The organism is Streptomyces griseoruber (assembly GCF_001514205.1).
GTDB classification, from domain to species: Bacteria; Actinomycetota; Actinomycetes; order Streptomycetales; family Streptomycetaceae; genus Streptomyces; species Streptomyces griseoruber.
On record NZ_KQ948771.1, the window covers coordinates 264063 to 285657 of the forward strand.

General features: G+C 73.8%; 18 protein-coding genes and 2 pseudogenes. 11 read left to right on the plus strand and 9 right to left on the minus strand.

The features are described from left to right. The 5 genes from AQJ64_RS23530 to AQJ64_RS23550 all read left to right on the plus strand — a co-directional run bounded on the left by AQJ64_RS23530 (position 1) and on the right by AQJ64_RS23550 (position 4406). Entirely contained in the window at positions 1–1050 is a 1050-nt protein-coding gene (locus AQJ64_RS23530) for a thiolase domain-containing protein (RefSeq protein WP_055637145.1), read from the plus strand. Next, the gene (locus tag AQJ64_RS23535; protein WP_055637140.1) at positions 1047–2213 is read left to right on the plus strand and encodes a thiolase domain-containing protein; all 1167 of its coding nucleotides are present in this window, start codon (positions 1047–1049) and stop codon (positions 2211–2213) included. Before AQJ64_RS23530 ends, AQJ64_RS23535 begins: the two co-directional genes overlap by 4 nt. Positions 2214–2296: 83 nt before the next feature. Then, positions 2297–2539 (plus strand): DUF397 domain-containing protein, encoded by a 243-nt coding sequence (locus tag AQJ64_RS23540; protein WP_055637141.1) that lies wholly within the window; start codon positions 2297–2299, stop codon positions 2537–2539. A 114-nt stretch (positions 2540–2653) separates the two neighbouring features. Further along, positions 2654–3556, plus strand: coding sequence for a universal stress protein (locus tag AQJ64_RS23545; protein WP_055637142.1), 903 nt, complete (start codon positions 2654–2656; stop codon positions 3554–3556). Between the two features lie 352 nt (positions 3557–3908). Continuing rightward, positions 3909–4406 (plus strand): hypothetical protein, encoded by a 498-nt coding sequence (locus tag AQJ64_RS23550; protein ID WP_055637143.1) that lies wholly within the window; start codon positions 3909–3911, stop codon positions 4404–4406. A gap of 4 nt (positions 4407–4410) precedes the next feature. Here AQJ64_RS23550 and AQJ64_RS23555 read toward each other — a convergent pair whose 3' ends face one another. Both AQJ64_RS23555 and AQJ64_RS23560 read right to left on the minus strand, forming a co-directional pair. Beyond that, positions 4411–6363, minus strand: a complete 1953-nt coding sequence (locus AQJ64_RS23555; protein ID WP_055637144.1) for an N-acetylmuramoyl-L-alanine amidase — start codon at positions 6361–6363, stop codon at positions 4411–4413. 124 nt (positions 6364–6487) lie between these two features. Then, positions 6488–7627 (minus strand): aminoglycoside phosphotransferase family protein, encoded by a 1140-nt coding sequence (locus AQJ64_RS23560; protein WP_059202950.1) that lies wholly within the window; start codon positions 7625–7627, stop codon positions 6488–6490. A gap of 231 nt (positions 7628–7858) precedes the next feature. Between AQJ64_RS23560 and AQJ64_RS23565 the strand changes: the two genes are divergently transcribed. Further along, complete coding sequence (locus AQJ64_RS23565) at positions 7859–9361, plus strand: DNA-binding protein NsdB (RefSeq protein WP_059202951.1); 1503 nt, start codon at positions 7859–7861, stop codon at positions 9359–9361. Positions 9362–9390: 29 nt separating this feature from the next. Here the strand turns inward: AQJ64_RS23565 and AQJ64_RS23570 are convergent, their stop codons facing one another. Continuing rightward, a complete protein-coding gene (locus AQJ64_RS23570) occupies positions 9391–10767 on the minus strand; it encodes a PP2C family protein-serine/threonine phosphatase (protein ID WP_055638715.1) in 1377 nt (458 codons plus the stop codon). 349 nt (positions 10768–11116) lie between these two features. Between AQJ64_RS23570 and AQJ64_RS23575 the strand changes: the two genes are divergently transcribed. Beyond that, complete coding sequence (locus tag AQJ64_RS23575; RefSeq protein ID WP_055638716.1) at positions 11117–11530, plus strand: SsgA family sporulation/cell division regulator; 414 nt, start codon at positions 11117–11119, stop codon at positions 11528–11530. A gap of 12 nt (positions 11531–11542) precedes the next feature. Here AQJ64_RS23575 and AQJ64_RS23580 read toward each other — a convergent pair whose 3' ends face one another. Beyond that, positions 11543–12568: a Gfo/Idh/MocA family protein gene (locus AQJ64_RS23580; protein ID WP_055638717.1), complete on the minus strand. Its 1026-nt coding sequence runs from the start codon at positions 12566–12568 to the stop codon at positions 11543–11545. A 120-nt stretch (positions 12569–12688) separates the two neighbouring features. Then, the gene (locus tag AQJ64_RS23585) at positions 12689–13783 is read right to left on the minus strand and encodes a baeRF3 domain-containing protein (RefSeq protein WP_055638598.1); all 1095 of its coding nucleotides are present in this window, start codon (positions 13781–13783) and stop codon (positions 12689–12691) included. Between the two features lie 198 nt (positions 13784–13981). Between AQJ64_RS23585 and AQJ64_RS23590 the strand changes: the two genes are divergently transcribed. Beyond that, on the plus strand, positions 13982–14752 hold the full coding sequence (locus AQJ64_RS23590) for an alpha/beta fold hydrolase (RefSeq protein WP_055638599.1): 771 nt from the start codon (positions 13982–13984) through the stop codon (positions 14750–14752). Positions 14753–14781: 29 nt separating this feature from the next. Here AQJ64_RS23590 and AQJ64_RS48245 read toward each other — a convergent pair whose 3' ends face one another. Continuing rightward, positions 14782–16245 carry an FMN-binding glutamate synthase family protein gene (locus tag AQJ64_RS48245; RefSeq protein WP_055638600.1) on the minus strand — a complete coding sequence of 488 codons (1464 nt, stop codon included), beginning with the start codon at positions 16243–16245 and terminating at the stop codon, positions 14782–14784. Next, positions 16246–17835 carry an alpha/beta hydrolase gene (locus tag AQJ64_RS48250; RefSeq protein WP_059202952.1) on the minus strand — a complete coding sequence of 530 codons (1590 nt, stop codon included), beginning with the start codon at positions 17833–17835 and terminating at the stop codon, positions 16246–16248. A gap of 264 nt (positions 17836–18099) precedes the next feature. Between AQJ64_RS48250 and AQJ64_RS23605 the strand changes: the two genes are divergently transcribed. Next, positions 18100–18810, plus strand: coding sequence for a chaplin family protein (locus AQJ64_RS23605; protein ID WP_206189941.1), 711 nt, complete (start codon positions 18100–18102; stop codon positions 18808–18810). 495 nt (positions 18811–19305) lie between these two features. On the opposite strand, the pseudogene AQJ64_RS23610 reads toward AQJ64_RS23605, so the two are convergent. Next, positions 19306–19783, minus strand: a pseudogene (locus AQJ64_RS23610) (nucleoside deaminase). 121 nt (positions 19784–19904) lie between these two features. Here AQJ64_RS23610 and AQJ64_RS23615 point away from each other — a divergent pair. Next, the gene (locus tag AQJ64_RS23615) at positions 19905–20681 is read left to right on the plus strand and encodes a GNAT family N-acetyltransferase (RefSeq protein WP_055638657.1); all 777 of its coding nucleotides are present in this window, start codon (positions 19905–19907) and stop codon (positions 20679–20681) included. Positions 20682–20723: 42 nt separating this feature from the next. Here AQJ64_RS23615 and AQJ64_RS48255 read toward each other — a convergent pair whose 3' ends face one another. Next, positions 20724–20951, minus strand: a complete 228-nt coding sequence (locus AQJ64_RS48255; protein WP_240512971.1) for a hypothetical protein — start codon at positions 20949–20951, stop codon at positions 20724–20726. A gap of 44 nt (positions 20952–20995) precedes the next feature. On the opposite strand from AQJ64_RS48255, the pseudogene AQJ64_RS23625 reads away from it, so the two are divergent. Beyond that, positions 20996–21480: pseudogene (locus tag AQJ64_RS23625) on the plus strand (Rossmann-fold NAD(P)-binding domain-containing protein); the annotation flags it as partial. Positions 21481–21595: the final 115 nt, after the last annotated feature.

Here is a 21595-nt window from a genome sequence, read left to right on the forward strand (position 1 = left end):
ATGGACCGGGAGATCGCCGTCGTCGCCTTCGGGCAGAGCGACACCCTGCGCGGCACCGCCGAGCACTCCGAGGTGGAGATGCTCATGCCGGTCCTGCACGACGTGCTGGAGCGGACCGGCCTGAAGACCGCCGACATCGGCTTCACCTGCTCCGGCTCCAGCGACTACCTCGCCGGCCGCGCCTTCTCCTTCACCCTCGCCCTCGACGGCGTCGGCGCCTGGCCGCCGATCTCCGAGTCCCATGTGGAGATGGACGGCGCCTGGGCGCTGTACGAGGCGTGGACGAAGCTGCTGACCGGGGACGCCGACACCGCGCTGGTGTACTCCTACGGCAAGTCCTCGCCCGGGTCGGTGCGGGACGTGCTCACCCGGCAGCTCGACCCCTACTACCTCGCCCCCCTGTGGCCCGACTCCGTCGCCCTCGCCGCCCTCCAGGCACAGGCGCTGATCGACGCGGGCGACACCGACGAGCCCGCCCTCGCCGGGATCGCCGCCCGCAGCAGGGCCGACGGGGCCGGCAACCCGCACGCCCAGCTGCGGGGGCCGGTCCCGCACGGCGACTACCTCGTCCGCCCCCTGCGCACCGGCGACTGCCCGCCGATCGGCGACGGCGCCGCGGCCGTGGTCCTCGCCGCCGGGGAACGCGCCCGTGAGCTGTGCGAACGCCCCGCCTGGATCCGCGGCATCGACCACCGTATCGAGGCCCACGCGCTGGGCGTGCGCGACCTGACCGACTCGCCCTCCACCCGGCTGGCCGCCGAGAAGGCCGGTGCCTTCGCACGGCCCGTCGACACCGCCGAACTGCACGCGCCCTTCACCTCGCAGGAGGTCGTCCTGCGCAAGGCGCTCCGGCTCGGCGACGACGTCCGGGTCAACCCGTCCGGCGGAGCCCTCGCCGCCAACCCGATCATGGCCGCCGGACTCATCCGCATCGGCGAGGCCGCCACCGCCGTCCACCGGGGCGAGTCCGACCGGGTCCTCGCCCACGCCACCTCCGGCCCGTGTCTGCAACAGAACCTGGTCGCCGTACTCGAAGGGGATCCGCGATGAGCAAGGAACCCGTGGCCGTCGTCGGGATCGGCCAGACCAAGCACGTGGCGGCCCGCCGGGACGTCTCGATCGCCGGACTGGTCCGCGAGGCCGCCCGGCGCGCCCTCGACGACGCCGAGCTGACCTGGGCGGACGTCGACGCCGTGGTCATCGGCAAGGCGCCCGACTTCTTCGAGGGGGTGATGATGCCCGAGCTGTACCTCGCCGACGCGCTCGGCGCGGTGGGCAAACCCATGCTGCGGGTGCACACGGCGGGCAGCGTCGGCGGCTCCACGGCACTGGTCGCCGCAGGCCTGGTCGCGGCCCGCGTCCACGGGACCGTCCTCACCCTCGCCTTCGAAAAACAGTCCGAGTCCAACGCCATGTGGGGCCTGTCCCTGCCGATTCCCTTCCAGCAGCCCCTGCTGGCCGGGGCCGGCGGCTTCTTCGCCCCGCACGTGCGCGCCTACATGCGGCGCAGCGGCGCGCCCGACACCGTCGGCTCGCTGGTGGCCTACAAGGACCGGCGCAACGCGCTGAAGAACCCGTACGCGCATCTGCACGAGCACGACATCACCCTGGAGAAGGTCCAGGCCTCGCCGATGCTGTGGGACCCGATCCGCTACTCCGAGACCTGCCCCTCCTCCGACGGCGCGTGCGCGATGGTCCTCACCGACCGTGCGGGCGCGGCCCGTTCACCCCGGCCGCCGGCCTGGATGCTCGGGGGCGCGATGCGCAGCGAACCGACCCTGTTCGCGGGCAAGGACGCCGTCTCCCCGCAGGCCGGCAAGGACTGCGCGGCCGACGTCTACCGCCAGGCCGGCATCGGCGACCCGCGCCGGGACATCGACGCCGTCGAGATGTACGTGCCGTTCTCCTGGTACGAGCCGATGTGGCTGGAGAACCTCGGCTTCGCCGCCGAGGGCGAGGGCTGGAAGCTCACGGAGTCGGGGGTCACCGAGCTGGACGGGGACCTGCCCGTCAACATGTCGGGCGGTGTCCTGTCCACCAACCCGATCGGCGCCTCCGGCATGATCCGCTTCGCGGAGGCCGCCCTCCAGGTGCGCGGACAGGCCGGGGAACACCAGCTGGAGCGGGCCCGCAAGGTGCTCGGACACGCCTACGGCGGCGGTTCGCAGTTCTTCTCGATGTGGCTCGTGGGAGCGCGGCCACCCGAGTCCTGAAAGGCACCCGTCATGTGCTCTGTCGGCACCCGGGACCGATCGCTAGGCTGGCCCGCGGACGACGAACCGGGAGGAGCACGGACGTGGCCGAGAGCACCATCCAGCAACAGCCGCTCATGGGCTGGGACAAGCCTGAGCTGGACCTCAGCAACGCCGAGTGGCAGTCCAGCAGCCGGGGGCGGGGGGATGTCCAGATCGCCTTCGTCGAGGGATTCATCGCGATGCGCAACAGCGAGCGCCCCGAGAGTCCCTCCCTGATCTTCACGCCGGCCGAGTGGGGCGCCTTCGTCTCGGGCGCGCGGGAGGGAGAGTTCGACCTGACCTGATCGGGGGTGTTCGGTCCGTTTTTCCGGACACGCGACCCCATACGTCCCCCCGGGGCCCCGGCTGAGCGAGGCTGGCCCCAGCAGGACGAAGGTCGTTCTCCGGAGGTGAGGACCATGAGCACCCTGCCGGTCGTCGCGGCGGTCGACGGTTCCGACGACAGCCTGCGCGCCCTCGACTGGGCCGCCGACGCCGCCCGCCGCCGAGCGGCGCCCCTGCGCGTGGCGCACGTACGGCACCACGTGGCCTGGGCACCGCCCGGTGCCGCGCTCCCCGTGCCCCCGCCGCCGGAGGGCGACCCCGTCCTCGCCGACGCCCGGGCCCGGCTCGCGGGCGTCGAGGGACTGCCGGACGTGGAGTACGCCGGCCTCGACGGCGCCCCCGGTGTCCTGCTGCCCGCACTCGGCGCCGAGGCCCACCTGCTGGTGCTCGGCTCCCGCGGCCGCGGCGGCTTCGCCAGCCTGCTGCTCGGCTCCAACGGACTGAGCGCGGCCCGGGACGCCGAATGCCCCGTCGTGATCGTGCCCCGGCCGGACCGCACGGTCGACATCACCCTGCCCGTCGAGCCCGGCCCCCGGGTGGTCGTCGGCCTCAAGACCGACAGCCCCGACGACGCCGCCCTCGACCTCGCCTTCACCGAGGCGGCCCTGCGCGACGCACGCCTGCACGTGGTCGCCGCCTACCCGTGGCCGATCCAGACCTGGGTCGCCCCCGGCGACCTGCCCACGACGGTCTACGACCAGGACGCCATCGAGCACGAGACCCGCACCCTCGCCGACGGCTTCCTCGCCCCGCACCGCGCGCGGCACCCCGGCGTCCGCGTGGACACCGTCCCCACCCCCGGCGACGCGGCCGGACTCCTCGTCGCCGCCTCCCGGGACGCGGAGCTGGTCGTGGTCGGCCGGCACCGCCGCCGGCTGCTCGCCCCCGCCCGCATGCTCGGCTCCGTCACCCAGGCCGTCCTGCTGCACGCGGCGAGCCCGGTCGCCGTGGTGCCACCGGTCCCGGCCGAGGAATGACCTCGGCGGGGCCCGGCTCTCCGGGGTGTACGGCGTACGGCGTGCGCGAAGCCCGTCCCGGCCGCACCACCTGGGGCAGGGCCCGCCCCGACCTCGTCCCCGGTGCCGACTCCTGCCCCGCCGACGCGAACCGCCTCCTGCCGACCGCCGCCCATCCCTCCCGCCGCCGATGGTCTGTGCTCCACCTGTCACACGGAACGCCACAAGAAGATCGCGAACTGATAACCAACGGGACGCTGTCCGACCGAAGCGGTGCGGGGAACTGCGCCATCAACCCCAAACCACCCCAAACCACCCCAAACCACCCGCACGCGAAACCCGGCCGATCCTCCCGTGGCCGTACGATGGCGGCATGTCGTTCCTCCGCCGCCGCAGCGCCACCCCCGCCGGCCCCGATTTCGACGTGCTGGCCATGGACCCGGGCGACTGGCCCGGCAACCTCGGCGCCGGCCTGCTGCCCGCCCCCGACGGCAGCTGCCAGGGCGTCTTCCTGCGCTACGACCTGTTCGGCGGCCGCGGCCCCGCGATGATCATCGGAAACCTCCCCGAGGGCTCACCGGCCCGCGAGGTCGCCGACGGCGAGATCCCCTTCGAGGTCGCCCAGCTGCTGCTCGCGCTGGAGAACGACGAGGAGGTGACCGTCGTCGGCACCGAGGACATGCCGGTGATGCAGGGCGACAACCTGCTCATCGTGCGGCGGCTGAAGCTCTCCGAGGGCCGGATCTCCTGCGTCCAGTTCGACCGCAGCGACAACGTCCTGGTGACCATCGCCGCCTGGGACCGCCCCATCACCGACGACCTGTACGCCCTGCTGAAGCCTCTCCCGGCGGAGCTGTTCCAGCAGGGCTGAGGCGTCAGGACGCCGGGACGACCGTCACGTCCGCCGTGCGGACGAACGCCACCCGGTGGCCGTACTGGATCTCGTAGTACAGGTCCTTGCCCTCGACCACCCGGTGCGTGCTGGGGTCGAAGGCGCCCGCGTAGAGGTACTCGCCCGGCACCCTGTCCCCGGCCACGTACCGCTGGCCCTTCGGCAGGGTGTACGGCAGCGCGGAGACCGGCTGCACCGGGACCCCCGCCGGGTAGGCCGAGGCCTCGGGGTAGGCGCGCCCGTACACCGGGACGCTGTCCAGGCCCGCCCTCGGCGTGATCAGCACGCCGTGGGAGGGCACCGCCGTCGGCTTGGACTGCGGGTTCCTGAACCAGGCCTTACGGCCCAGGTACCAGACGGCCGTCCAGTCGCCCCAGGTGCCCGCGACCGCGAACTGCTGGCCGGTGGAGACCCGTGAGGACAGGTCGTTCACCCCGGTCGTCGGGCTGCCGCCCAGACCGGGGTCGGCGATCAGCGCCGACTTCTCGTCGTGGTCGGAGTACAGCCGCACCGCGCTGGAGCCGTGCGCCGCACACGCCTTGCCCTTGCCGCCGCAGTCCAGGTACGCGGGCCGGTTCGTGGCGTAGTCCGGCCGGATCGTCACCACCCCGCTGCCCGCGAGCGCCGTGGGCTCCAGCGGCCGGCCCAGCAGCTCGAAGTAGTGCCGCCAGTCCCAGTACGGGCCCGGGTCGGTGTGCATACCGCCCACGTTCGCCGCGGTCGGGCCGGGCACGGTGTCATGGCCGAGGATGTGCTGCCGGTCCAGCGGAATGCCGTACCGCGCCGCCAGGAACGCCACCAGCCGCGCCGACGACTTGTACATCGCCTCCGTGTACCAGGAGTCCGGCTGGGCGAGGAAGCCCTCGTGCTCCAGACCGATCGAGTTCGCGTTGACGTACCAGTTGCCCGCGTGCCAGGCCACGTCCTTCACCCGTACGTGCTGGGCGATGTGACCGTCGGTGGAGCGCAGCGAGTAGTGCCAGGACACGTAGGTGGGGTCCTGGACCAGGTTGATGACGCCTTCCCAGCCGCCCTCGGTGTCATGGATGACGATGTACCGGATGGCCGAGGACGCGGGCCGGTCGGCCTCGTCGTGGTTGCCGTAGTCGTTGGCGCCGAACGCCTCGTACGGCGCCGGGATCCGCTCGCAGGACACCCCCGGCGGACACTCGGTGCCCTCGGCCGAACCCTGGCGCAGACCGGCCCGGTTCAGCTGGGTGATCCGCGGGTCCAGGTTCGGCTGCGCGGCCAGCGCGACCAGTTCGCCGGAGTCGGTGACCCGCCGTTCGCCGGTGCGCATCACCTCGTAAACGTCGTTGGCGTACGCGGCGGCGGTCTCGCTGTCGTCCGCGCCCGAGAAGCGGGCCACCGCGCCGTACCAGTCCGAGGGGTCCTCGCTCAGCGGCTCGCCCAGGTACTCCTGGGCGTCGGCGAGCAGCGCGGCGCCGCCCGCCACGTTGGCGGCCGGGTCCTTGCGCAGCTTCGCCGCGCTCAGCCCGGTCAGCCGCGCGGCCCGGGGGAGGGTGCGCAGCCGGGCCGGGATCTCGTCGCCCTCGGGGAGCCGCACCTGCGGATGCCGGGCCCGGCGGGCGTCGTCGCCCCGGGCGTCCTCGGTGGCCTCGCTGTGGTGCGGGGTGGTGGCCAGGGCGGTACGGGCGTCCGTGAGGTGCATCGGGCCGTAGCCGCCGGTCACGCTGGGCGCCCCGGCGTGGGTGTCCCAGCGGGACTGGAGGTAGGAGACGCCCAGCAGCACGCTCTGCGGCACGTGGTAGCGGGCGGCGGCCGTGGCGAAGGCCTGCTGCAGACGGGGTGCCTCGGTCCCGGCGGCCGACGGCGCCGCGCCCAGCAGGGGCAGCAGCAGAGCCGCCGAGGCGACGGCCCCGGCGGCTCTTCGGACGTGGACGGGTGGTCGGGGGTGGGTGACGGGTCCTGGCAAAGGGGCCTCCTCGGTCTGCCGATAACCCGTCAATCATGACCATATAAAGGACATTTGCTGTGTTAGCAACGCACAAAGGGCCGCGGTGCACCGCCGTTCTGGCGCACCGCGGCCCTTCGTCCCCTCAGCGAGTGCCGACCGCCGCGCGCACGGCCCGGCGGGCCAGCTGGCAGTCGTCGTGCAGCCGCCGCAGCAGCAGCCGCTGTTCCTCGCCGGACGGCGCGGCACCCGGGTGGGCCGGCCCCGGGGCCGTCGGGGCAGAGTCGTGCATCGAACGCTGCACGGCCGTCTCGTAGGTGCGGATCTCCCGGGTCAGCACCAGCATCAGGTTCACCAGGAAGGCGTCCCGGGAGGCCGGTCCCGCCGACTGGGCGATCTGGCTGATCTGACGGCGCGCCACCGGCGCGTCACCGAGGACCGACCACAGCGTCGCCAGGTCGTAGCCCGGCAGGTACCAGCCCGCGTGCTCCCAGTCCACCAGCACTGGACCGGCCGGTGAGACGAGGATGTTCGACAGGAGGGCGTCGCCGTGGCAGAACTGGCCCATGCCCTGCCGGCCCGCGGAGGCCGCGATGCCGTGCAGCAGCTTCTGGAGGTCGCCCAGGTCCCGGTCGGTGAGCAGACCCAGCTCGTGGTAGCGGGAGATCCGGGCCGCGTAGTCCAGCGGCGCGTCGAAGGTGCCCGCCGGCGGCCGCCAGGCGTTCAGCCGGCAGATCGCGCCCAGCGCCGCCCTGATGTCCGCCCGCGGCGGAGCCTCGGCCGGGTGCCGCTGGAGGGCCGCCACCCGCCCCGGCATCCGCTCGATCACCAGGGTGCAGTTGTCCGGGTCCGCCGCGATCAGTCTCGGCACCCGCACCGGGGGGCGCTGCCGGACGAACGTGCGGTAGGACGCTATTTCGTGCCGGATCCGCTCGGCCCAGACGGGCGAGTGGTCCAGTAAACACTTCGCGACGGCCGTACTGCGTCCGGTGGTGCCGACCAGCAGCACCGAGCGTCCGCTGCGGCGCAGCACCTGCACCGGGGCGAACTCCGGACAGATCCGGTGCACCGAGGCGATCGCGGTGCGCAGCTGTGCGCCCTGCGGGCCGGACAGGTCGAGCCTGCCGCTGAGCGGCTGCGTGCCGAGCCCCGCGGGACGGCGGACGCCGCCCGCGCCGAGCGCGGGAGCCGCCGACCGGGCGGGGGCGAGATAGGGGCCGCCACCGCCCGGGCGGGGATGCAGCGGCCGGGGCGGGGCGGACACGGAGGACGATGCTGCGTACATGGGCGGAACAGATCCCTTCGTGTGCCTGCGAGTCAAAGCGCTGCCCCGACCGACCACCCGGGTGCACCCTGGGGAATGTCCCTCGGCGACCGGGTCGGGGTGGCGCGTTCCTACCTGACACCCGTCGCCCAGTGGCACACCATCTGGCGGACCCTGGCGAACCCTGGCGAATAGTCGCCCGGCAACTTTCACCGGGCTACTGTCAACTCAGCCGAGAACCTGGGGGCTTACGTGAGCGGACAACCCAACACCCGCCTTGCGGACCTGTTCGGCCTGGCCGGCTGGTCCAAGGGTGAACTCGCGAGGCTGGTCAACCGGCAGGCGGCGGCCATGGGCCACCCCCAGCTGTCGACCGACACCTCCCGGGTACGGCGGTGGATCGACACGGGAGAGATCCCGCGCGATCCGGTGCCGCGGGTGCTGGCGGCCCTGTTCACCGAGCGTCTCGGCCGTGTCGTGACCATTGAGGACCTCGGTCTGGTCCGGCACGGGCGTACGGGGAAACGGCCGGGCGGCGGGAGCGCAGAACATCCCGACGGCTTGCCGTGGGCGCCCGAACGGACTGCCGCGGTCCTCACCGAATTCACGGGAATGGACCTCATGCTCAACCGACGCGGCTTGGTGGGCGCGGGTGCCGCGCTCGCCGCGGGATCAGCACTCAGCAGCGCCATGTACGAATGGCTGCACACCGACCCCACCCTCTCCGCCGACGCTCCCGTCCTCGACAACCCCCTCCTCCCGCACGCCGACTCCGCTGGGTTCGACCGCTACGAGGCCGCCCCCATCGGGACGGAGGAGATCGAGGAACTGGAGCGCTCGGTCGAGGTGTTCCGAGCCTGGGACGCGGCCCGCGGAGGCGGGCTGCAACGCAAGGCCGTCGTGGGACAGCTCAATGAAGTGGGCGGCATGCTCGCCTACCACCATCCTGCCCATCTCCAGCGGCGCCTGTGGGGCGTCGCCGCCAACCTCGCCGTCCTCGCCGGCTGGATGTCGCACGACGTCGGCCTCGAACCCACCGCCCAGAAGTACTTCGTCATCGCCGCCCATGCCGCACGGGAGGGCGGCGACCGGCCGAGGGCGGGTGAGGCGCTCTCCCGTGCGGCCCGTCAGATGGTCCATCTCGGCCGGCCCGACGAGGCCCTGGACCTGATGAAGCTGGCCCAGTCCGGCTCCGGCAGCCGGGTGCTGCCCCGGACCCGGGCGATGTTCCACACCATCGAGGCCTGGGCGCAGGCGTCGATGGGCAAGGGCCAGGCCATGCGCCGCACCCTGGGCCAGGCGGAGGATCTCTTCGTGTCCGACCGGGCCGATGTGGAACCGCCGTCCTGGATGCAGACCTTCAAGGACGAGGATCTGTACGGCATGCAGGCCCTGGCCTACCGCACCCTGGCCGAGTTCGAGCCGCAGGCGGCCGTCCACGCCCAGTACTACGCGGAGAAGGCCCTGGCGCTCCGGATCGACGGACGGGAGCGGTCGAAGATCTTCGACCATCTGTCCATGGCCTCGGCCTGTTTCATCGCGGACGACCCGGAACAGGCGGACCGCTACGCCCGGCTGGCCCTGATGTCGATGGGCTCGAACTCCTCCCGTCGCACCTGGGACCGGCTGCGCGAGATGTACCGGCTCACCGCGGAGTACGCCGGCTATCCGAGCATCAGCGAGCTGCGTGAGCAGATCAGGCAGGCGCTGCCGAGGCCGAGGGGAGGACGAGGCGGCAACACCGCTCAGGCGTGAGTGAGTTGACGGTTAACCGTCCGAGTTGATTACCGGCTGACCCGGGCGACGAGTACACAGGCGTCGTCGTCGCGCCCGCTCTCGAACTCCTCCATGACCGTCCGCAGGCAGTCCTGTGCGGTGCGCGCCTCGTGGAAGCGGGGGGCGAGGTCGAGCAGTCGGTGTGTCCTGTCGCCGGGCACCAGTCCGGCGGTGTGCAGCAGGAGCAGGTCGCCCGTATCGAGGGTCGCTTCGGCCTGCTCGTAGGCGGCGCCCGTGGTGGCGCCCAGGAGAACACCGTCGGGTGTGTCGAGCCGACGCCCCGTCCCGTCGCGGAACAGCAGCGGGGTGGGGTGTCCGGCCTGCGCCCAGGTCAGGGTGCGGGTGTCGGGCCGGTAGCGGCAGCACAGGGCGCCGGCCAGCACCGGCTGCACGGTGGCGTCCAGTAACTGGTTGAGCCAGCCCATCAGTTGGGCCGGTGCGGTGCCGGCCATGCCCATGCCGCGCAGGGCGCCCAGCAGCATCGCCGTGTCCGCGGTGACGGCCGGGCCGTGGCCGGTGAGGTCGCCGACGCTCAGCAGGGTCTGGCCGTCGGGGAGTTCGAGGGCGTCGTACCAGTCCCCGCCGAGGAGCGAGCCGGTCGCGGCGGGCAGCCTGGCGGCGGCGAGGTCGAGGGTGCCGGAGCTCCCGTGCGGCAGCCGCAGGGCGCCGTGTCCGGGCGGGAGCACGGCCTCGTGGAGCTCGACCGCGAGCCGGCGCTCGCTCTGCGTGCGCTGCCGCTCGCGGTGCAGCGAGTCACGGGTCTCCCGCACCTCGCTCTGGCTGCGGCGCAGTGCGCTGACGTCCCGCAGCACGGCCCACATCGAGGCGGTGCCGCCGTCGGCGTCGAGCACGGGCTCACCCATCATGTGCACGGTCCGCACCCCGCCGTCCGGCCGTACGACGCGGAACTCGCCGTCGATGGGCCGCGCGTCCACCAGGCAGTCCGTGACCATCGCGGTGAGCTTCGGCCGGTCCTCGTCGAGGACGAGGGAGGGCAGTTCGTCGAGGGTGAGCGCGGGGGTGGCGGGGTCGCGGCCGAGGATGCCGTAGAGCTCCTCGGACCAGAGGGCGTCGTCCGCCAGCAGGTTCCACTCCGCGCTGCCGACCCGGCTGAGCAGTGAGTCCCGGGGGGCGGCGGAGGCCGGCGGCGGGCCGTCCCGGAGCTGGGCCAGATGGGCGTCGAGGTCCTCGAGCTGATGCAGCGCCAGGTCGTACAGCGCGCGCTGCCAGCGGCCCTGCGGGTCCCCGGTGTCGATGTCCCGGGCGTCCCGGCGTACGGCGTCGACGTCGACCTTGAGCCGTCGTGCCTGTGAGATCAGCGCGTCGACCGAGCCGCGTCCCGGCGGCTGGGCGGCGGGATGGTCCGCAGGCAGATGGGACGGCATGACGCTCTCCGATGCGGGGACGGTACGACGAACGGGGACGGAAGGGCCGTTACGACTGTTGCACAGCCCGCGATGCCGTGTAAGGGATTTGGCAACACACGATTCAGTGGTGTCTCTGGCATATGCCTCCGTCCCCGAGGCGGGCTCGCGGGGGTGCTGGTCGTACGCCGGGAGGGGGACCAAGTCGTAGGTGACGTACGTGACTTGAGGGACCGGAGGGGGGTGCGGGAAGACCGTCAGTCGTCTGTTCGACGGCCGTATGTTCAGGTCATCGGCGCCGTGACGCAGATCACATCAAGTGGCACCCGCTTTCGCGTAATGCGAGCGGCACATCCGGGGTCCTACAAGCATGGACATCACCCTCGAACAGCCCGTCCGCGCGCGCCTGATCACCGCCGAGGACCAGGAACTGCCCGTCGCCGCGACGCTCCGCTACGCCGCCGGCGACCCGTTCGCCGTGCACCTCGACTTCCCGGCGGAGATCTCCCTCGCCGAGGAGGCCGCGACCTGGACCTTCGGCCGCACCCTGCTGGAGGAGGGCCTGCGCGGCCCCGCCGGCACCGGTGACGTGCACATCTGGCCCTGCGGCCCGACCCGGACGGTGGTGGAACTGCACTCGCCGTTCGGCATGGCCCTGCTCCAGTTCGACACCTTCGCCCTGCGCCGCTTCCTGCTGCGCAGCTACGCCGTGGTCCCGGCGGGACGGGAGGACGTCGGGGCCGCCGTCGACGAGGGGCTCCAGGCCCTGCTCGGCAATGTCTGAGGCCGGGCGGTCTCAGTCGTCGTGCCCGGCGTACAGCCCGGGACGCCCGGCGAGCGCGATCCCGACGCGCTCGCCGCTCTCCAGCGCCCGGACCCCGGCCTCCGCGACGGCGGAGGCCGCGTAACCGTCCCAGGCGGTCGGACCGGTGACCCGCCCCCGCCGGGCGGCGTCGACCCAGCTCTGCACCTCACGGTCGTAGGCCGCCGCGAAGCGGACCAGATAGTCCCGCGGCACCTCGGTCGCCGCGTCGCCGCGCGCGGTCACCAGCATCCCGTGGTCGTCGCCGATGCGCGCACTGCCCGCCTCGCACACGGCCTCGCAGCGCACCTGGTACCCGAAGCCGCAGTTGACGAAGACCTCCACGTCCACCAGGGCGCCCCCGTCGGTCTCGAACACCACGAACTGCGGGTCGAGCAGCCCCTGCGGGGCGCCGGAGGAGGGACGCGGCCGCAGTACGGAGACCGCCGTCAGTTCCTGGCCGAGCAGCCAGCGGGCCGCGTCGATCTCGTGCGACACCGAACTGTCGATCAGCATCGCGCTGGTGAAGTCCGGCGGCGAGGAGACGTTGCGGTGCACGCAGTGCAGCATCAGGGGCCGTCCCAGCCGCCCGCCGTCCAGGAGCGCCTTGAGCCGCCGGTACTCGGCGTCGTGGCGGCGCATGAACCCGACCTGGGTGAGCCGCCGGCCGAGCCGGGCCTCCGCCTCGACGATCCGCAGGGCCCCCGCCGAGTCCGGCACCATCGGCTTCTCGCACAGCACCGGAAGCCCCCGGGCGAGCGCCGCGAGCAGGGCCTCCTCGTGCGCGGGACCGGGCGAGGCGATCAGCACCGCCTGCACCCCGGGAGCGTCCAGCGCGGCCTCCGTCTCCGTGTGCACGAGGACCCCGTCGATCCCGGCGACGGCGTCCTTCGCCCGCGCCGGGTCGAGGTCGGCCACGGCGGCGACCCTGGCTCCGCTCACCACGCGGTCGAGGCGCCGTATGTGGTCCGCCCCCATGTGCCCGGCCCCCAGCACCGCCACACCCAGCAGCTCACCCACGTGCGCTCCCCCTCCCGGCCGCCGATCGTGTCGTAGCGTACGCGCGGGGGGAGGGCACGGGGGGAGGGGGCGGGCCAGGGAGGGCAGGAGGGCGCGGGGGGAATGCGCCGCCGGGGGCTCTCAGTACCGCAGGACGCCCGCGATCCCCGCCTCGTTGCCCAGTGTGCCGTCCGGGACGAAGCGCACGTCGGCGCCGGTCTCCAGGCACTGCTCGACGATCTCGTCCACGATGTCCTCGCGGGCGTCGAGGTCGCCGCTCAGGGCCGGGATCAGATGGTCGCCGTCGTCGCGCACGGTCACCCGGTAGTTCTCCTCGACGGCGAGCAGCCGGACCCGGCCCTCGCGGGCGTTCTGCCACACCTCGTCGACGCCGGCCGCGAACTCCTTGCGGCCGAGGGCCGATTCGAGCGCGCGGCTGACCGTGTCCACGCTGCGGCGGGCCTCGGCGGCGACCATCGGCCGCACCGCCTGCCACACCGAGTCCGGGGTGCCGTGCGACAGCCCGCCGTGCGGGACGTGCACCGCGGCCCGGGTGACCGTGCCGAGCTCGTCCAGGGCCGAGAGGGCCGCCTGTTCACCGGTGATGTACAACGGCCGCGCGGCCAGCCGCAGCAGCCGGTTCATCGCGGTGTCGGCCTCGCGCAGGAAGTGGCGGGTGTCCTCGTCGCGGAAGGTGCTCGGGGTGTCGCCGATCTGCTCCCGGCGTTCGGCGTCGAAGTTCTCCTGCCGGCGGACCATCGGGAAGCCACCGAGGTGCTCCTCGGTGACCCGGTCCGGCCCGCCGCTCCACAGGGTGACCCGGTCGACGGAGACCGACAGCACCCAGTACGGCCGCTCGGCGGCCTGCGCGGAGACCAGGTTGCGGGTCAGGAAGGTGTCCGCGAGCACGACCCGCTCCGGCACCGGGCGGCCCAGCGACCACACCTGGTGCTCGCCGGGCGCGGCGAAGATCACCAGCCCGTCCTCGGTGTACGTCAGGTCGACCTCGGCCATCGCCCGGTCGAGCTGGTCGGCGACGTCGGCGCGCCGCTCACGGGTGACCCCCGGGTCGGATTCCAGCTGTTTCTTCGCGTCGGCCACGACATTGCGCAGCCGGACCCGGTCCTGGGCGTTGTCCGGTTCCCGGCGGTGCGTCGGGGTCAGCACGGAGACCGCGGGATAGGGGCGCGGGCGGCGCAGTTCGGAGAGGGTCGCGGGGCTGAGTGCGTGCTCCATATGAGCACCATAGGACCGATTCACCTATGGGGCATTCGGGGTAACACGCGCAAAGCGGTCGGCGGGCCGTCCCGTTGGTCGGGGCCGGGGCGGGTCCTCGGGAAAGTCCCGGATTTCCTCGGCGTACGACGGTGACGACGACCCCGGCCGACGGTTACCGTACGCGTCAGTAACCGGGACGTACCGCAGGAGGCACCCATGCCGCAGCTCGAAGTCGACGGCGCACCGCTGACGTACGACGACGAGGGACCGCGCGACGGCGGGGGGACGCCGCTGGTCTTCGTGCACGGCTGGACGGCGAACCGGCGCCGCTGGGACCACCAGGTCGCCCACTTCGCCGAGACGCGCCGGGTGGTCCGGTTCGACCTGCGCGGACACGGCGAGAGCGGCGGCGCCGGGGTGAGGACGGTGGCGGAGCTGGCGCAGGACCTCGTCGCCCTCCTCGACCACCTCGGCATCGAGCGCTGCGTCCTGGTCGGCCACTCGATGGGCGGGATGATCGCGCAGACCGTCGCCCTCTCCCACCCCGGGCGGGTGGAGCGCATGATCCTGGTGAACTCCATCGCCCGGATGACGTACAGCCGGGGCCGGGGACTGCTGATGGCGGCCTCCACCCTGGTCCCCTTCAAGCTGTTCGTCGCCGCCAACATCCAGCGCGCCTTCGCGCCCGGCTTCCCCCGGGAGGAGATCCGCCGGTACGTCGAGTCCTCGGCCGACACCTCGCGCGAGGTGGTCATGACGCTGTACGGCGCCATGCGGGCCTTCGACGTCCTGGACCGGGTCGGGGAGATCAAGGCCCCCACCCTCATGATCCACGGGTACTACGACATCCAGCTGCCGGTGCGGCAGATGCTCCGGATGGCGAAGGCGTACCCGGACGCCACCGTCCGCATCCTGGACGCCGGCCATGAACTCCCCGTGGAGAAGCCGGCCGAGCTGACGGCGGCGATCGACGCGTTCGTGGGCTGATCCGGCGCCCCGGCGCGTTCCGGCGGGCGTCAGCCGAAGACGTCCGGGTCCGCCGCCGCCCAGTCCGCCGCCCAGTCGGCGGGCGGTCCGGCGGTGAGGGCGCCCGGCTCCAGCCACTCGTACAGCTCGGCGTAGGAACGGACCGTCCGCGCGTCCGTACGGCGCAGCAGATGCCCGGGGGTGAGCCCGCCCGGCTCGCGTACGCCCAGCGCCGCCATGATCCGGACGGCGCTGCGGACCGTCGCCCGCTGGTAGTGCCGGACCCGCCGCGCCTTGTCGCCGACGTGCAGGGCCCACACCCGCCACGGGTCCTGGGTGGCGACACCGACCGGGCAGGCGCCGGTGGGGCAGCGGCCGGCGCCGACGCAGCCGACGGCGGCCATCATCGCGCGGGCCGCGTTGGTGTAGTCGGCGCCCTGGGCGAGCCGTCGGACGATGTCCGCGCCGGTGGCGATCCCGCCGCTCGCGCCGATCCGGATCCGGTCCCTGAGGCCGGTGCCGACGAGCGCGTTGTGCACGGTGATCAGCCCCTCGGTGAGCACCATCCCCGGCCGTTCGGCGAGGCCCGCCGGCCCGGCGCCCGTGCCGCCCTCCGCGCCGTCCACCACGACGAAGTCGGGCGTGACGCCTTCCGCGAGCATCGCCTTGCACACCGCGAGGAACTGCCGCCGCGACCGCACGCACAGCTTGAACCCGGTCGGCTTGCCGCCCGCCAGCTCCCGCATCCGGGCCAGGAACAGCACCAGTTCACGCGGTGTCGAGAACACCCGGTGACACGGCGGCGAGACCACCGTCCGTCCCTGGACCACGCCCCGTTCCCGCGCGATCTCCGCGCTCACCTTGGCCCCCGGCAGTACCCCGCCGCCGCCCGGAGCGGCCCCCTGCGACAGCTTCAGCGACACGCACTTCACCTCGGGCAGCGCCGCCCGGTCCGCGAACTCCCGCTCCTCGAAGCCCCCGTCGGGCCTGCGGCAGCCGAAGTAGCCCGAGCCGATCTCCCAGACGAGGTCCCCGCCGCCGCGCAGATGGTGGTCCGAGAGCCCGCCCTCCCCGGTGTCCTGGGCGAAACGCCCCAGCGCCGCACCCCGGCCGAGGGCGAGGACCGCGCGGGCGGACAGCGCCCCGAAGCTCAGCGCCGACACGTTCAGCAGGGCCATGTCGTACGGCAGCGTGCAGTCGGGCCCGCCCACGCGCACCCGCGGCTCCTCCTCGGGCGGCGGGACCGGGCCCGCCGAGGGCGCGAAGAACTCCTGTGCGGCGGGTGTGACGTGAACCGGGGGCGCCGGTTCCCGCACCGGGTATCCCAGACGGCCCACCAGGGGATGGTTGCGCAGCAGCGCACGCCGGCGCTGGAGCATGTCCCGGGCGCCGAGGAGGGCCAGGGCGAGCAGCGGACCGGCCGCCCACCACCACCGGGCGGACACCGTGCACGACGCGGCCAGCGCCCCGGCCGCGCAGAGGACGACGAGCAGCCACGGCGCGAACCGGCGCACTCAGCCGCCGTCCTCGTCGGACAGGCAGGAACTGCCGCTGCGGGGCAGGGAGCCGTACAGCAGGAAGTCGTCGACCTTGCGGTGCACGCACTTGGACGAGCCGTAGCCGGTGTGGCCCTCGCCCCGGTTGTCGAGCACCACGGCCGAGCCGCCCAGCCGCTCGGCCGTCTCCACGGTCCAGCGGTACGGCGTCGCCGGGTCCCCGCGGGTGCCGACGAGAAGCATCTTCGGCGTGCCGAGGTCCTTCACCTTCTCGCGGATGAAGTCGGTGCCCCGGGGCCGGCCGTAGCACAGCAGGACCTCGGACAGGCGGTACCGGCCGAACACCGGTGACGCCTTGTCGTAGTCGGCGCGCAGCCGTTGCAGATCGGCGGTGATCCGCTCGGCGGTGGGACGGTCGGGGTCGTCGGCGCAGTTGATCGCCATCAGCGCGGCCGGGAGGTTGTCGAGCGGAACGTCCTCGGCGTCGACGAGCGGGCTGGGGGAGGGGGCGGGGCCCGGGGCGCGGGCCGGGAAGGCGACGCCGCCGGTGGCGAAGGCCATCACGCCGGAGGTGTCGCCGTCCTCGACGAGTCGGGCGAGGGCGCGCTCCAGCGAGGGCCACAGTTCCTCGCTGTAGAGGCCCTCGCCGAGGGCGGCCACCAGGTCCTGTCCGGTGAAGTCGTCACCGAAGTCCGTCGGCACGGGATCCTCGTCGAGCGAGCGGACCGTGCGGACCACCTCCTCGCGGGCCGTCCGCGCGTCCGTGCCGAACGGGCAGGCGATGTCCTTCACACACCAGTCGACGAAGTCCTCCAGCGCCACCTGCTGGCCCCGGGCGCCCGCGAGGCCCTGCTCGGTGAGCGGCTCGGTGAGGGTGTCGACGCCGTCGAGGGCCACCCGGCCGACCTTGCCCGGGAACCGGGCCGCGTAGACGGCGCCCAGCCGGGTGCCGTAGGAGAAGCCCAGGTAGTTGAGCTTCTTGTCGCCCAGCGCCTGGCGTATGACGTCCATGTCCCGCGCCGCGTCGACCGTGCCGATGTGGGTCAGGACCGGCCCGGAGTGCCGTGCGCAGGCGGCGGCGGTCTGCTTCAGCCTCGCCAGCAGCGCCCGGGGATCGCCGAGGGCGGTGTCGTCCTCCAGAACGCTCAGCCCCTCGTCCTCCTCGGTGTCCCCGCAGCTGACCGGGGAGGAGCGGCCGACGCCCCGGGGGTCGAAGGACACCACGTCGTAGCCGTCGGTCAGCTCCATGAAGTCCTTGCCGCCGTAGGCGAGTCCGGGAACGCCCGCGCCGCCGGGGCCGCCGAAGTTCAGCAGCACCGAGCCCCGTTTGTGGCCGGTGGCCCGGTAGCGGGCGAGCGCCAGGTCGAGGGAGCCCGCCCCGGGGTGCGCGTAGTCGAGCGGCACGGTCACCTTGCCGCACTGGAGGTCCTCGGGCACGCCGTCGAGGTCGCAGGCCGACCAGGAGATCTTCTGGTCGTAGAACCGGTCGAGGCCGGACCGGTCGTCCCCGGCCGCCGCGGCGGCCGTCGGCAGTCCCGTCCCCAGCAGGGTGAGCGCGGCGCCCGTGGCGAGCGCGCGGCGGCGCCGCGTCGACAGCATGGCCAGCATCAGTGCCTCCAGGGACGCCCCGCAGCGGACCGGGGACCGGCGTCCCGGATCACGATAGGCGGCCTCCGGAAGGCTCGCCTCCGGACGGGCGGCGGGCCGCCGTCGCCCTCGCGCGGACCGGTTCGCGGGGCGTGGGGCCGTTCGACCGGGGGCGCCCGATGGGGTGAATGACGGATTGGGCATAACTCGTTCGGTTCGCCCGCGTTTTACCTGGTGCGGGCGAGTGCCCGCGACCTGTATGGCATGTATGGAAGGCAGGGACCCATGAGACGGGCTACCCGAAACGGTGTGCTCGCCGTAGCAGCAGCCTCCGGCGCGATGGCCGCCGTGACGATGCCGGCGTTCGCCGACTCCTCCGCCGCCGGTACCGCGGCCGGCTCGCCCGGCGTGGCCTCCGGCAACGGCGTGCAGCTGCCGGTGCACCTCCCGGTCAACCTCTGCGGCAACACCGTGGACGTGGTCGGCTTGCTGAACCCCGCGTTCGGCAACAGCTGCGCGAACAAGGGCGCCGCGCCGAAGCACGCGCCGGCGTCCGGGGCGGGCGCGACGAGCACGACGGCCGGCTCGCCCGGAGTCGTCTCCGGCAACGGTCTGCAGGCGCCGGTCGACCTGCCCCTGAACGCCAGCGGGAACAGCGTGGACGTCGTCGGGGTCCTGAACCCGGTGTTCGGCAACCAGTCGGTGAACGGCCCGGTCGACAAGCCCGTGCACCCGGCGCAGCCCGGTCGTCCGAGCGCGCCGGTGCCGCCCACGCGCCAGCCGTCGGCCCCCGAGCCCGAGCCGCAGCGTCCCGCCCCGGGCACGAAGACCGTCCCGCACGCCCGGGCGCCCCAGACCCCGGCCTCCGAGCGGACCGTGTCCGCGCTCGCCCACACGGGCGCCGACGCGACCGTGCCCGCCCTGGCCGGCAGCGCGGCCCTGGTCCTGGCCGGAGCGGTCCTCTACCGCCGCTTCCGCCCGGGCGCACAGGGCTGAGCGCACGGGGCTGAGCGCACAGGGCCGAGCGCACAGGGCCGAGCCTCCTGAACCTTCACCGAGGCGATCCGCAGGCCCCCGCCGAACGGGGACCTGCGGTGCGCACCCGCCGGCCCGCGGAGGAAGCGCCGTACTCGGCCGCGCGGTGGAACCTCCGGTCAGGCACCGCCGCCGGGTGGGTGGGTGGTGTCGGGCCGAGCCGCCGGGCGGGTGGATGTCGCCGGGCCGAGCCGCCGGGCGGGTGGATGTCGCCGGGCCGAGCCGCCGGGCGGGGTGCAGGGCCGAGCCGCCGGGCGCGAGGTGTCGTCGGGCCGAGCTGCCGGAGGACCGGGTAGATGCCGGGCCGCCTGCTGGGTGGATGTTGTGGAGCCGGGCCGCCGGACTGGGCAGATGTCGTGGAGCCGGGCCGCCGGACGGTCGATCTCGGCGAGCCGAGCGTCGGACAGGCGTCGGCCGAGCGCCGGACGGGTGCCGGACGGGTGCCGGCCGCCGGGCTCAGGCGCCGTGGAACCGTCGGTGCAGTGCGCGTACCTCGTCGGTCAGCTCCGGGACCGGGCCCTCCGCGGTCACTCCGGGGGCCACCTCGTGCACCCGGCAGGGGCCGTACCGGGGGTGCCGCCGCCCCCCACTCCTCCAGCCAGGTGCCGAGCTGGGCGGACGAGGCGACGTGGACGATCCGGCCGAGGCCGACCCAGGCGTGGGCGGCCGCGCACATCGGGCAGTGCTCGCCGGAGGTGCAGACCGTGGCAGCCGCCCGCTCCCCGGGTGTCAGCGGGGCCGCCGACCAGCGGGCCGGCTCGAATTCGGGATGCCGGGTGCGGTCGCCGCCCGCCACCCGGTCGTGGTGCTCGGCGAGCACCGTGCCGTCCCCGCGGACCAGCACCGACCCGAACGGCTCGTCCCCGGCCTCCAACGCCTCGGCGGCCAGCTCGACACAGCGGCGCAGATACGGCGGCTCGCTCTCCTCGATCACGGCGTACGGCCCTCCTCGCGGGCGTGACGATCTTCGGCGCCGCACAGCCTGGGGGTGCCGGCCGGGGCCGACGCCGTTAATGCGTTGTGGGGGGCGGCACCGGGGTGCTGGAGTGGCCCGTATGGATCATGCCGCGGTACTCGCCCTGTACGACCGGGACATGCGCGAAGGCGCCCGCCCGGAGAGCTCCGACGCCCGGGTCGAACGGACCGGGGGCGTGGTCCGCCACGTCGGCGGCGAGGGCGGCTGGAACGGCGTCCTCTGGTCGGACCTGGACGGCAGGGACGCGGACGCCGCGATCGCCGCCCAGATCGCCTACTTCGCGGGGCGCGGGGTGGAGTTCGAGTGGAAGCACCACGGCCACGACCGCCCCGTCGACCTGGGACGACGGCTCACGGACGCCGGGTTCGCCGCCGAACCGGAGGAGACGCTGATGATCGGCGGGACGAGCGACCAGCTCGTCGACGCGCCGCCGCCGCAGGGCGTGCGGATCGTGGAGGTGACCGACGCGGCGGGCGTCGAGCTCATGGTCGCGGCCAACGAGAAGGCCTTCGGTCACGACGGCTCCTTCCTGCGGGACCTCGTGCTCGCCCGGCTCACCGCGGACCCGGACACGATCGTCGCCCTGGTCGCCCTCGCCGGTGACGAACCGGTCAGTTCGGCGCGCATGGAACTCGTCCCCGGCACCCGGTTCGCCGGCCTGTGGGGCGGTGGCACCGCCCCGCAGTGGCGCGGCCGCGGCATCTACCGCGCGCTGATCGCCCACCGCGCCCGCATCGCCGCCGAGCGTGGCTACCGCTATCTCCAGGTCGACGCCTCCGACCAGAGCCGGCCCATCCTCGAACGTCTCGGCTTCGCCGCGCTGACCACCACCACGCCGTACCTCTACACGCCGTAGCCCCGGTCACGCCGTAGCCCCAGGCCGCCCAGCCCAGGCCGCTCAGCCCAGGCCGAAGCCGTCCGCCAGCAGATCGAGCTGGGCCGTGAGCAGGGTGGCCCCGTCGTGTCCCATGCCCTCGAACTGGCCGGACACCTCGAGGCCGCCGGCGCCGTGCACGTGTGTCCAGGCGAGCACGGCGCCCGCCAGGGCGACGCCCTCCGCACCGGGGGGCACCTGGGCGCGGGCCCACTCGGCCACCGCCGGGTCCTGCGCCGCCCACTCCGTCATCTGGGCCACCACCGGCCGTACCGAGGCCGAGGGATCCGCCTGCGGGAGCGGCGATGACCGAGGAGACCCCGTGGCGGGCGACGACCCGCAAGGGCCGCATGCGGGCCCGGCTGGACGAGGAGTACCTCGCCGCGCACCGCGAGGGGCGGGCCCGGGTGGTGCTGGGCCGCTCCGCCGACTTCGTCGGCCCCGGCGTGCTCAACTCCACCCTCGGCGGAGCGGTCTTCCCGGCCGCGCCGACCGGTGGCGAGGTGCTCGGCATCGGCGACATCGACCTGCCGCACAGCCATACGAGCATCCTGGACGTGGCGACCGGCCTGGCCACCCTCGGTGAACACCCCGAGGGCGACGGGCGGGTCCGGCACCTTCCGACCGCGCCGCGCCCGCCGTCAGCACGCGCGCGATCCACGCGATGATCGAGCGACGCCTCGGCGGCCCGCTGAACGTCCTGGTCGTCGGGGAGTCCCGCCCCTACGGCCCCTTCGACGCGGAGTTCATGACCGAGTACGAGGAGATGTGGTACCAGCACGAGGGGCTGCTCGGCGGGCGGTGAGGGGCGGCCGGCGGGCCGGGGCCGGGGTGGGCGGTGACCCGCTCGCGCGGGTGCGGATCGGCTCCCGCCCCGGCCCCGGCGCGCTCACCGG

Coding starts and splice junctions, on each gene's coding strand:
- AQJ64_RS23530 (WP_055637145.1), top strand. CDS start 1: ATGGACCGGGAGATCGCCGTCGTCGCCTTCGGGCAGAGCGACACCCTG.
- AQJ64_RS23535 (WP_055637140.1), top strand. CDS start 1,047: ATGAGCAAGGAACCCGTGGCCGTCGTCGGGATCGGCCAGACCAAGCAC.
- AQJ64_RS23545 (WP_055637142.1), top strand. CDS start 2,654: ATGAGCACCCTGCCGGTCGTCGCGGCGGTCGACGGTTCCGACGACAGC.
- AQJ64_RS23550 (WP_055637143.1), top strand. CDS start 3,909: ATGTCGTTCCTCCGCCGCCGCAGCGCCACCCCCGCCGGCCCCGATTTC.
- AQJ64_RS23560 (WP_059202950.1), bottom strand. CDS start 7,627: ATGTACGCAGCATCGTCCTCCGTGTCCGCCCCGCCCCGGCCGCTGCAT.
- AQJ64_RS23570 (WP_055638715.1), bottom strand. CDS start 10,767: ATGCCGTCCCATCTGCCTGCGGACCATCCCGCCGCCCAGCCGCCGGGA.
- AQJ64_RS23575 (WP_055638716.1), top strand. CDS start 11,117: ATGGACATCACCCTCGAACAGCCCGTCCGCGCGCGCCTGATCACCGCC.
- AQJ64_RS23585 (WP_055638598.1), bottom strand. CDS start 13,783: ATGGAGCACGCACTCAGCCCCGCGACCCTCTCCGAACTGCGCCGCCCG.
- AQJ64_RS23590 (WP_055638599.1), top strand. CDS start 13,982: ATGCCGCAGCTCGAAGTCGACGGCGCACCGCTGACGTACGACGACGAG.
- AQJ64_RS48250 (WP_059202952.1), bottom strand. CDS start 17,835: ATGCTGGCCATGCTGTCGACGCGGCGCCGCCGCGCGCTCGCCACGGGC.
- AQJ64_RS23605 (WP_206189941.1), top strand. CDS start 18,100: ATGAGACGGGCTACCCGAAACGGTGTGCTCGCCGTAGCAGCAGCCTCC.
- AQJ64_RS23615 (WP_055638657.1), top strand. CDS start 19,905: ATGGATCATGCCGCGGTACTCGCCCTGTACGACCGGGACATGCGCGAA.
- AQJ64_RS48255 (WP_240512971.1), bottom strand. CDS start 20,951: ATGACGGAGTGGGCGGCGCAGGACCCGGCGGTGGCCGAGTGGGCCCGC.